General features: G+C 61.1%; 5 protein-coding genes and 1 pseudogene. All 6 read right to left on the bottom strand.

What is annotated here, in order from left to right; all coding sequences use genetic code 11:
• Positions 1–428: pseudogene (locus ABN482_RS00005) on the bottom strand (hypothetical protein); the annotation flags it as partial.
• Positions 429–438: 10 nt separating this feature from the next.
• On the bottom strand, positions 439–1,308 hold the full coding sequence (locus tag ABN482_RS00010) for an efflux RND transporter periplasmic adaptor subunit (protein ID WP_349502058.1): 870 nt from the start codon (positions 1,306–1,308) through the stop codon (positions 439–441).
• Entirely contained in the window at positions 1,298–3,115 is a 1,818-nt protein-coding gene (locus tag ABN482_RS00015) for a TolC family protein (RefSeq protein ID WP_349502059.1), read from the bottom strand. The genes ABN482_RS00010 and ABN482_RS00015 overlap by 11 nt, the downstream gene beginning before the upstream one ends.
• Positions 3,116–3,217: 102 nt before the next feature.
• On the bottom strand, positions 3,218–9,559 hold the full coding sequence (locus tag ABN482_RS00020; protein ID WP_349502060.1) for a putative Ig domain-containing protein: 6,342 nt from the start codon (positions 9,557–9,559) through the stop codon (positions 3,218–3,220).
• 65 nt (positions 9,560–9,624) lie between these two features.
• Positions 9,625–11,190: a hypothetical protein gene (locus ABN482_RS00025; RefSeq protein ID WP_349502061.1), complete on the bottom strand. Its 1,566-nt coding sequence runs from the start codon at positions 11,188–11,190 to the stop codon at positions 9,625–9,627.
• A gap of 4 nt (positions 11,191–11,194) precedes the next feature.
• The gene (locus tag ABN482_RS00030) at positions 11,195–11,842 is read right to left on the bottom strand and encodes a TadE/TadG family type IV pilus assembly protein (protein ID WP_349502062.1); all 648 of its coding nucleotides are present in this window, start codon (positions 11,840–11,842) and stop codon (positions 11,195–11,197) included.
• Positions 11,843–11,981: the final 139 nt, after the last annotated feature.

Consider the following 11,981-nt stretch of genomic DNA (forward strand, 5'->3'; position numbering starts at 1 on the left):
ATACACTGCGCCGGCAGGTGCTCGCGCCACATGGCAGCATCCTCAGCCGCCTGCATATCGACCGATAACAGTCGACTCACGACATCTGCCGCACGCGCGTCATGCCCCGCACGGGCACCCGGCACACCTGCGGTATGCGATACCGCTGCCTGCTGTACATGGGACTGTGCCTGCCCGCGCATCCAGCCGGCCAGCCAGACCACGAACGGCGCATTGCGATCCGGTGTGCCCAATCCCGACAAGGCCTGTATCTGTCCGGTATCCGCGCGCCAGAAAGCAGCCTGCCGATAGGGCACAAGCTGGCAGGTATCGTTGACCATCAGCCAGCCCAGCGCCTCAGGCGTATCGCAGGCACGAGCACGGCGCTCCAGCTCGACCAGACCGGCCAGCGCCTGAGAAACATCACTCCTCATTGCACGATGCGTCATCCGACTCTTCTCATTGCTCCACACGATGGGGCGCAGGGTCACCACCCGCGTGTGCCTGCCCATCCGATACGGCGGCGGCTGGCGGCTCGATACTGACCGTGCCGCTCATCCCCGGCAACAACCCCTGCTCGTCGGTACTCAGTCGCCCGATGGCTCGGACCGACTGGCTGACCGGGTCCACGCTGCCTGCGATGCGGGCGATCTCGCCAGCATGTGCCTGGCCTGTTTCATCCAGCAAGACGGCAAAGGGATAGCCGGGCCGCAGCCAGACCAGCCAGCGCGACGGCACGATCATTTCGACCTCGAAACCACCCGTCTCGTAAATGCCCAGCAGCTCCTTGCCTTCGGGTACGTACTCCGACACCCGCACATGCGTTTCCCCCACGCGCCCGGCAAAGGGTGCCTTGATGGTGCAGCGCTGCACCATGGCACGATCCACTGCACTTTCGGCCTGCCCGACCGACACGGCCGAACGGGCCTGCGCAAGGTCCGACACGCTGATGGAATCAAGTGCATCAAGCCGGTTGGCCACATTCAGTTGCTGGCGTGCCGACGACTCGGCTGCCGCCGAACGGCTCAGCCGAGCCCGGTGCAGCGAGCAATCGAACTCGGCCAGCACGTCCCCGGCCTTGAAGCTATCGCCCTCCCGGAACGGGAGTTTGAGCAACTTGCCCGCCAGCTCGCTGGACAGCACGGCCTGCCGGGCCGCCGTGACCTGGGCACGGACGACCTGCGCTTCCTGGGCCTGTATCGTTTCGGCCATGCCGATCAGTGCCAGAGCCGTCAGCAGCGGTAGGATATGCCGCAGCAGTCCGTGGCTCGGTGAACTGCCCGTAGGGGCAGTCACATGGCGGGCAAAATGAGCATACTCAGCGCGCATAAATATCCCGCCGCATCCGCTCCTGACGCGCCTCGGCCTCGGCCGCCAGGGCCGCCTGACGCTGCGTCTCGGCCTGATCCAGAGCTGCCTGACCGCTGACCAGGGAGCCGGTGCTGGACCACATCGACACCGCCACCGGCCGCAACGCCGGCTGCTGCGCAACCGACGTGGCAACCGGTGCTGCTGCAACAGCCTGTGCGGTCTGCGCCACAGGTGTTGCGGCCTCGACCGGCACGGTCTGCTGGATCAGGCTGGACTCGGCCATCAGGCGTGGCACCTGCAGGCCCCCCATATCAATGACGCGACTGCTGTCGGCCACCGCCGCCGCCAGACCGGCCACGCTGTCATCGGCCACAGTCTGTGGCAACGGATCGATGCCGGCCGCCTGGTGGATGGCACTCATGGCATTCTGCAGATCCGCATAGCTCAGATCACGGGCCCGAGTGGCCAGCACGGTTTCCACTCGCGTGCGTATGGTTTCAAGAACGGTCTGGGCATCACTGCGCAGGGCACCTTCGGTCTGCTGCAGAATGGCCCGCTGGATGCGATCCAGCTCTTTCGAGCGTTCGAACACGCTGGCGGCACGCTGGAATTCCAGATACGACACATTCACCTGGGTCAGCACGGCCATGCGCAGTGCCTGGCGACGCAATTGCGCAACCGCCTCGCGGGTATCTCCGGCCTTGCTGATAGCCGGCCACGACAGGACATTGAACAGATTCCAGCTGACCTGCATGCCGGCATCCGCCCAGTTGTTGTTGACCAGATACTTGTTGCTGTCGTAGTTCAGGCCACCGAACAGCGATACACCCGGCAACAGCCGCAGCAGCGACATGCGTGTTTCCAGCACGGCGTTGCGAGCCAGGTAGGCCTCTTCGCGGATCTCGGGACGGCGCACCATCGACAAGGTTTCAAGGTCCTCAAGGCCATAGGCCAGGCGTGGCACTTCGAGACTGGCGGCCGCAGGCACCACCAGATCATATTGCGATGCCGGCGGCAGATTCATCAGCGAAGCCAGGCGCGACTTGGCCAATGCCAGGTCGCTCTCCAGCGCCTCGACCTGACGCACCATGCCCAGCAGGTCACGTTGGTACTTGAGCGCATTGATCGGTGCCAGCAGACGCTGGCGCTCAGTCTCGCGCGCCTGCGACAGCGCCGTGCGCGCCTCACCCAGGATGGAGGACACTTCATTCTTGAGGCGTTCGGCGGTCACGGCATTCCAGTACGCTGTCCGCACCTCGCGAATGATGTCCGCCACGACACGGCGGCGGCGCTCTTCGGACGCCAGAATCTTGTTGGCCTGGGCCTTGGCACCGAAATAGCTCAGGCCGAAGTCAAGCACATTCCAGGACAGTTGCAGGTCGGCGTTGTGCAGGCTTTTTTCCTGGCTGGTAGAGGGCTCCAGCGACTCGCGCCCGCTTTCCACCGAATAGCTCGACGAAGCGTAAGTGTTGTCACGCGTTTTCAGGCCGGCGCGTGCCGTCAGCTTGGGCAGCATATCGAGACCCTGCACGTCAGCCAGATTGTCTTCCAGCGCACGTTCCATCAGCATCAGGCGATGCTGCAGGTTGTACTTGACGGCACGGGCGATGGCCTCTTCCAGCGTGATTGCCTGTGTAACCGGCTCCTGTTGTGCGTACATGGCTTCGCGATCGGCCAGGGCCAGCACGAACTGCTCTTCCTCGGCCAGCGGCTGCGGGGTAATGGCGCAACCGGCCAGTGCGGCAGCGAGGATGGTCAGGCTGCCCAGGCGCACGAAGCGCTGGCGAGCGACCGAGGTCTTGTCATTGTGATGCTTGTTGGACACGTCTGTTCTTCCTTCTTTCAAAATCCCAAATGGCAACCGCGCGCCATGCCGCAGCCAGCAGGAGCGAACCCCTTGCTGCGACATGGTTGCGGCACATGATCGTTATGCAGCAGCCCGTTCGCCTGCGGGCCGTTCTTCCTGTTGCGGCTCGGCTCCCAGCAGGCCAAGCAGGCGCTGGGCATCCTGTACGAGGCTGGGCGCAGCCTGCATCCGGATCTGGTCGCTGACCGCCACCTTGGCCCCTGGCTGCTGGTCCTCGGTCAGTGCGACCACAGCCTCCTGACGGCCCGTTGCGGCAACATCGGCAGCCGATTCCGGCACGTTCAGCACGACCGGCACCTGCACGGCACGGCCATCCTGAGTCTGCGCCACCAGCACCAGTTCCCATTGGCCGCTGCTGCCGATTGCGATGATCCGGCCGGTACGCGCGTCCAGACGGATTCCCTCCGGCAACGGGCTGCCATCGGCCTGCACCAGCACCACGGATTCCACGGCCTGACGGCCGGAGAACAGGCCATCGGGCAACTGGTACTGGTAGTGGCCCTGGATCGCATCCCACTGTGCCGTACCACGCACAGCCTCACGGGTCGCATGCAACGTGCCACCACCATGGTCGGCCAGGCTGGTCGCTGCCGGACGCTCGGTTCGACGCTGTTCCAGTTCGCGCTCCCACTCGGAGCGCGGCGTATCGGTCAGGTAGAAAGGCAGGCCGCGCAACCCCGGATCGGCAGACAGGCCCGCCATGGTCAACGACGAATAACCCAGCGGTCGACCGCCGATGCCGGGCACCCCGGCCCAGGCCTCTGCCAGGATCTGGTGACGCTGGGCAGTGTCGGTCTGCCAGATGCCGGCATAGGGCGACGTCAACGAACCGGATGAAGTCGAGACATCACGCGACAGGGCATTGTCCGGCTGAAGCTGGGACAGAGTCGCGCCATCCATCGGGCTATTAACCTGCAAGGCAAGCGTCACACTGCTGCTGGCACCGTGTATGTCAGTCGCCGTGATGACCACGGCATGGCTGCCAATCGCTGTGGCGGCTGGCGTACCCGAGATCGTGCCGGTCGCGGCATCGAATGTCAGTCCGGCCGGCAAGCCCGTCACAGTCAGGCTGAAAGCGTCGCCTTCCGGGTCGGAAAACAGGCTTTCTGGCAACGTATACGAGAACCCCTGCTGGACATCTGCCTGCACACCGCTCAGTTGCCCGCTGGCCTGCGGCGCATCATTGACCGCCACCAGCGTGATCGAGGACTCGACCCCGGACAGTTGCACCGTATCCGAACCACCACCAGCCGTACTACCACTGTCACGCACGGACACCAGGGCAATCACGCGGGGCTGGCCCACGCTCGGGTTGTCACTGGTGCTGGCATAACGAATCCCTTCCAACAGCCCTTCGGCCTGTGCCGCCGGCAAGCCGGATGCTGCAGCCGTCAGCGTCAGACGCAGGCTGGTGCCATCCTGCAAGATGGCATACGCATGCCCACCTGCCGTCTGCCCCGAAGCCCCGGCGCGCAGCACGATGGTCGTGCCGTCGATGACCAGCGTTTCATGCCCAATGTCCACGACATTGTCCAGGCGCAGGACGATCTGTGTGACGGTTTCAGAGGCACCGCGAACATCGATCGCAACATCATCAAACACGACCACCGCGCTACCATTCTCGATGTACTCCAGATTGCTGCCTGGCACCACCGTCACCACGGGCGGTACATTCGCCACATCCAGGCTGACTGTGCGCGACGCCGATGCTCCGCTCGGATCCGTGACCTTGAGAACGAATTCGAACCGGCCGGCTACGGACAGCACGCCGACGATCCTGCCAGTCGCGGGATCAAACGACAGACCGGCAGGCAGCCCTTCCACATCCAGCTTCAGGGCATCGTTGTTGGCATCCGAGAACAGCTCGGATACCGCAGGCAAGGCATAGTCGAAAGCTGCCCCCACTGCGACCGGAGGCACATTCACCGTCCCGGCAACCGGCACAGGCTCGGCATTTGCCTCGATAGCCCAGGCAAAGTCCCGCGTTGCCGACATATTGCCCTTGTCGGTTACCGTGACCCGCAGCACCCCGCTCCACGGTGCACCAGGCATCCCGGACAATGTCCGGGTATCAGGATCGAACGTCACACCTGGAGGCAGATTGTCGATCTCCCATGCCAGCCGGTCGCCATCCGCATCATTGAACAGCGATTCGGGCAATACGATCGGAGGATAGTCACGACCGACGATGCGCGTCGGCAACGCGTAATCATCCGTGCCCGGCAGTGGCACGGCATTGATGGCAACCGAAACTTCCAGCTCGGTGAATAGGTCGCTATCATTGAACTGGACGCGCAACACCACCGAACCTGATGTCTCGGTGCCCTGCCAGGCATAATCGATCTGCCGCAATACGGCATTGGCCTGCGCGGTGGTCACGGCATCGCCGAAACGGACCTCCAGCGTATCCCCCACCTGCTCGAAGATCGCAATCACCTTGCCGTCCAGCCTGATCTCGTTGCCGACCAGTTCATAGCCATCCTTGCCGGCAAAACTGAACAGACTGCCGGCATCGCCCGTCACCTTGAGGAAGGCACCGGCATAGTTACCCTGGCCATTACCCGCGGCATCCAGCTCGACATCAGAGATACGCAGCGCAGGGAAGACAGCGATGGGCTCCCCGCCCGTTGTATAGACAGGTGCCGGGACATCCGGCGCACGTAGTACATGCAGCTTGTCCCCCACGACGACGATACCGCCATCCTTGATCGGCAGGATATGGCCAACGTTGCCCAGATCAGTCAGCGAATCAGACAGGCCACCATTCTCTACCGCGTAGCGCTTGAACGAGCCATCGGCCAGCGTCACGAACAGCGCCCTGCCATGGTCTGTCAGTGCAATATCCCTGACATCCGCATCGACAGCCAGCGTATGTTGATGCGTCAGCGCTCCTTTCTCGATGTCCAGACTGAAGGCATCGATCTGCCGGTCGCTGGTAATCAGGATGGTCCGACCATCGGCACTGACTGAAAGATGCTTCACCCCCCCCAGGGACAACGCTTTGCCTGCCGCATCGGTTTCGGTGTGGGCGGCATAGGTAAGCAGGGAAATGCCCCCTTCGGCATCGCGCTGGTAAACAATCAGGGCCGGCTTGCCTGACCCTGATGGACTCGTCACCACGTAGACCAGATCGCCTTTGCTGACAACCTCGGTCGGACTCCACAGATACGGGGAACTCCACATACTCCCATCAAGCTGTCCTACCCATTCCAGGACACCGCTTTGCTCATCCCGATTGACGATCAGCATGCCATAGCGATTGATCACATAAAGGTTCCGGCCATCTTCCGACAGGGTCATCCCCACCATGTCGTATAAGGAATAATTGCCGATATATTCCTTGTAGGTTTCCTGATAGGTCAGGCTGCCATCGGCATCGCTCGAAAAACGCAGAATCGCATTGCCACTGCCCGCCAGCGCATACACACTGCTGCCATCCCCGGACAGCATCAGTTGCTTGATCGTTTCCTTCGCGGCAAAGGTCTCGACATGCGTCAACCGCCCTGAGTCCAGATTGCGGCTGAACAGGGCAATCGCCCCCTTGTCATCAACGACATAGACACGGTCTCCTGCCGTCGACACCGTACTGAATACAGGCTTCGAAAAACCATCCAGGCCATCCAGTACCTGCAGGCTGCTCAAGTCACCCAGCGACAGCACAGGATCGACCACCATCACCGGTTTGTCATTGACGGCCTCGATCTGGATCGACAGGGCCAGCACCTCAGAGACCAGGCCACGCTGGTCGGCCAGCGTGATTGCCACTGCCACGCTGGCGGCCGGCACGTCACTGCTGTTGGCATAGGTAATCTGCCGCAGCGTATTCTGCACATCGACCGAAGTCGGTTTTACCCCTGCACCATCGCTGAAACGGATCGTCAGCACACCGTCCTGGTTGGTCACCGTACCGATCGCCTTGCCCGCCTTCAGCAGCGTATTGCCATTCACGGACAGATCATGGCCTGCCTGGAAGCCGAGCGCATCCGTTGTACTCTTGCCCTCACCCAGTCGGATCGTCAGCACCGCGCCGTCATAATTACCCAGCCCTCCATTAAAGGCATCCATCTGGGTGTCTTGCAGGGTCGCGCCCGGGGCAAGCAAGACGGGGGCAGCCTGTTCCCGGTAATTGACGTCAGCCCCATTGTCCAGAACTGGAGCTGTATTCGTTCCCTGTGCTGCATTCAGGGTCACGACCGCCTTGCTGGCTGCTTCTCCTTCATCGTTCTTCAGATTCTTGCCATCGGCATCCGTCTCGAAGCCGCCGTTATCCTTGATCCTTAACGTGAAGGTACGATCACCGCTCGGGTTGTCCCCGCCATTGCTGTAGGCCAGCCCATTCACGACCTGCGCAGCTGCTTCGGCGGAGCTGCCTGTCACATAGACGATCACAGTCGTCGTGCCTGCGGCTCTGTCCAGGGTCACCATGTACGTCCGACCGGTGCCGGTCGTGGCAGTACCGCTGGTTGCCTTGTCCATGGGAATCTTGCCCCCGCCATCGACGATCAGGACCCCCTTTTCATCAATGGCGTCTATCTTCAGGATGATTTGCCAGATTGTCTGGCCGGCTTCGACCGTATCGATCTGCGTATTCTCGAACAGCTTGACCGGCTCACCCTCGGCATAGAAATCGGTCTGGACGGCATCTGTGCTGACGACAGGTGGGTTGTTGACCCCCTGCAACGCAACGTCGAGCGACAATTCGGCCAGGTTCTGGCTACCATCGTTCAACGTGAACTTGAAATTGGCAGCACTACCATCCTTGGTTGGATCATTGCTGCGGTTTTCGTAGACGATGCGGCGCAGGGCATTTTGTGCATCCTGACGGCTGATATCAGCGGTGAACGTCATCGTCAACACGCCGCCCGACACCGTAAACGAAGCCACCTGGACCCCATTGAGCAATACAGTGTTGTTGGTTGTATTGAATGTCCAGCCATCTCCAGTCTTGAAACTGAAGGCATCATGGGTGCCCTTACCACTATCCGTGCGCTCGACGGCAATACTGGCATTGCGGTAGTTATCGGCGGCATCCAGTTGAGGATCTGCCAGCGTCCCTCCCGGCAGCAGCGCCACTGGAGCTGTCCCTTCGCGATACTGGATATCCTCGGGCTTCAATTGCACAAGCAGCAGTTTCTCGCTGTACTCATCGCCCTTGGCCAGATACAGCTGAGTGCCATCTTCGCTCAACGTGGCACCGCGCAATGACCGCAGCCCCTCACCCAGTACGTCATAAGTCCGCTTCATGGTGGGAATGCCGTCGCCGCCAATGACATACAGATCCACGCCGTTGTCACGAAGGGCGATCAATGCAGACCCATCAGTCGTGGCAATCAGGTCGATGATGCCACTTTGCCTGCTGCCCACCGTGGTCGTGCCCAACTCGGAGAGCACGCCGGTCGTGGCATTGATGGACAATGCACGCAACACGTTGTTGCCGCTATCGAACGCATACAGTCTGGTGCCATCCGGAGACAGCGTCAGGGTGGAGGTGAAGTATTGGGAATCAGCACCATGGTCAAGTCCCTGTGCTGCAGCCACAAACGTCAACTGGCCATCCGTACCGATCCGGAACACGCTGGCCAGCGTATTGCCGCCGGATGTGCCGACAAACAGGTAATTGCCATCGTTCGAGCGGATCAGCGCATTGGCACCATCCAGCTGGATACCGGTTTCGCCCGCATCGGAATATTGATGGGCCACGCGCCAGGCGGAGCTGTCGGAATTCCGCTCGAAAACCAGCAGGCTGCCATCGTCGGAGGTGGCATAGAGACGGTTCTGGCCGTGCTGCACGACCTGGCTGATCGTACCGTATGAACCATCATCCGGATTGTTTGCCAGCGTTCCCATGGATGTCAGGACACCTGTAGTCGCATCACGAGCAAAGAGTGCCGTACCCTGGCTACCCGTCACGAACAGCATGCTGCCATCGGCGGATGCCTGGATCTGCTCGGCTCCGGCCAATGCCGCTATGGCATCATTGCCGACGCTCCACGCTCTGGCCAGATCACCCGAACCATCTGGCTGCAGCATATGCAGCTTGCCATTCAGGATCGTGATACTTGTATCGGTTTCCGGGTCATAGTCATAAGTCTCTGTCACAGTGACTACGTAGATCTGTCCATCGACGCGCACGATGTCTTTGATCCCTTTGAAGAGGCTTTCCCACGACACATCCGGGCTGGATATCTCGATCCGCTCGACCAGGCTCATGGCCCCGGGCTCGGCACCGATCATGGGCTTCTCAACCGCATCGGCTGCTACCGCAACATCCGCCTGGGCGGTATCCGTTGCATCAGCCACCTCCACCGCCGTTGCCACGGCGGCCGCATCGAACATCATGCGTGCCTCCAAAGCAAGCTGCAATAGGCTGCTGCGCCCCATTTTCATCGTCGTTCGAGCCATGAAAACCTCACAAAGTTATACGAATACCGTCCAGCAGGCCGCTCAAATACCGGCCCGGCCAGGACTCATTCAATTAAACGTACGCCGCTACTGCTTTTCTGTATTTCTTCGGCAATGGCCTTGAGCCGGTTGCGAAAATCCGTCCTGACACTGCCGGCATTGAAAACGCTGCCCATCACATAGCTGTAGCGCTTGTCACCATCGGTACAAATCTTCATGCCAGGTGCCACCACCTGCCCAAAGGCCGACATCATGTGATGATCGGGTTCGACCGTGCTCAAGCCCAGGAAATAGGTCTTGATCCCCACGTCGACGTATTCGCGACACAGCCCCTCAAAGGCGCTGCGGGTGTTCTGACCAGAGCCGGAGTTGCCATACGGATCGAGGAACCAGTCACCGATCAACTTGGCAAACATGACGATATATTTGCGGTTGTCGCTGTTGTCGGTCTCGAAGTCGAGCGGATAGACGGGATCGCCCCAGCCAGCCGCACCCCGCATATCGGGCGACAGCGCACGCCCCGCCCAGATCAGGCCTGGGCTGTAGCGTTGGTTGAAACTGGGATGCTCCGCGTTCGCCCAGATGCTTTCCTTGATCTTGCTGCGCGACTCATCGAGCGGCAGGAAACGGGCCCGGGGGCAGGCCAGATCGTCGACGATGTATTGGAAGAAATCACTGTTGTTATTACTGTAGACATGTATCCGGTACTGGTACTGCCATTCGTTGGTCTGGTCCAGTCGGTAGTTGACCGTAAACGCCTGCGCAGCCGGACCACGCCACCAATAGCGAGACTCGGTCTGCCTTCTGTCGGTCAGGCAAAGCCGGTCTGTTCGGGTATCGGGCATCAGGGGAGCCGCGTGGTTGGTCACGCGCGGCGTACTGCTGTTCCATGGGAAGGTTCGATCCAGAAAGTCCACCGGCCTGGATACGATATTGGGCGGTACCCATTGGCGCAGTCGGCTGATGCGATTCTGGCCCTGCGGTGTCACGTTGACGCCGTCGCCATGCGGCACGACGGCGACCCGTAGATTGGCACGCGTATCTGCCGATGAACCACCAAACAGATCATCGACAAAGTCGCTGGCGATCTCTGCCAGCGCCGTACGCTCTGCGGCCGAAATGGTGAAATCCCCCTCGGAAGGCAGGATAATCGCAACCTCGGTCTTGGGATTCTCCGCATAGGCTGTTGAATGCACTTCGACCGGGCCACTCCCGGCTCCCAGCAACACCGATACCGGCTGCAACTCGGCCAGCACCTTGTAGGTCCGGCCGGGTTCCTTGCGCCCCACCTCTACACGAATATCACCCAACTGGCTGGACACGACCGAATCCATGCCCAGGTTGGCCCGCACATACTCTTCGGCCAGTGCATTGAGCCGCGGGGCACTCATGTCAGGATCACCCATGCCATCCACGGCCACAGCCATCGCCGCAGCATCGGTCGCCCGCTTCAACTGCGCCGCGCCGGTCGTCATGCGCGTGGCATCGAACGCATAGGCCCCGGCAACCATCACACCGGCGATCCCCAACACCATAAAGGGTGCCATGCCGCCGCGCTCGTCATGGCCGAACGCTCGCACCGACATCCATGCTTTCCCCAGGTACCCGGCCATTTTGCTGAACCGCGACATGTCTCTATTCCCTCTCTTCCTGCACGATCGCACCCACTGCCTCGGCCAGCAGCACCTCATCGAGATCCACACTGGTCGCCAGAGCACGATTCACCGACACCACGGCCAGCCTGTCCGGCAGCGCCAGATGCTCCATCGAAATATCGTCTACCGTGCGGCACAGCCGCACCACGATCAGCGAGTGTGTGTCGTTCTCGGGATCACCATTGCCATCCAGTTCGGCATCCACGGGCAGCGTGCCCTCATAGGTCCCTTCCCGCGCAGTTTCCGCGCAGACTCCATCGCCACCCCGACTCAGGCTCCACCAGATACGGCGCGACGGCATGGTCACGTTGCTGACCAGCATCTGGTGGCGGCCTCGCACATCCTTCAGTCCTTCCACGTTGAACAGGGTGTCGTACAGGCCATCCAGACCCGCCTTGCCCAGCTTCTGCTGTACCGACAGCGTGATGGCGGCAGATCCGGCCAGTTGCTCCATGCGCGTGCGCTCGATGCCGACCTTGAACAGGTCCACGCACAGCAAGCCGCCTGCAATGATGAGCGGCAGCAACAAGGCCGTCTCGACAGCCGCACCACCACGCTCGTCAAACCGCAACCTAAACAAAAATGAGTTGCAAAAACGTCCCGAAATCGCACGGATGAAAGGCATCATGAGCCGCTCTCCTGCCCTTCGGTTTCATCCAGATGACCCAACACCTGCTTGAAGCGATAGCGGAATGCATCTTCGAGCGTCAGGAAGGTGGGCAGTGGCGTGATGTATTGCTTGCGCACGTCCACCGTAATGCTCCAGA

Origin of the sequence: Corticimicrobacter sp. (assembly GCF_040137905.1) — a bacterium.
Lineage (GTDB): Bacteria > Pseudomonadota > Gammaproteobacteria > Burkholderiales > Burkholderiaceae_B > Corticimicrobacter.

What these genes read in the sequence shown, in the direction of transcription:
- ABN482_RS00020 (WP_349502060.1), bottom strand. Translation starts at nt 9,559, where the DNA reads ATGGCTCGAACGACGATGAAAATGGGGCGCAGCAGCCTATTGCAGCTT.
- ABN482_RS00010 (WP_349502058.1), bottom strand. Translation starts at nt 1,308, where the DNA reads ATGCGCGCTGAGTATGCTCATTTTGCCCGCCATGTGACTGCCCCTACG.
- ABN482_RS00030 (WP_349502062.1), bottom strand. Translation starts at nt 11,842, where the DNA reads ATGATGCCTTTCATCCGTGCGATTTCGGGACGTTTTTGCAACTCATTT.
- ABN482_RS00025 (WP_349502061.1), bottom strand. Translation starts at nt 11,190, where the DNA reads ATGTCGCGGTTCAGCAAAATGGCCGGGTACCTGGGGAAAGCATGGATG.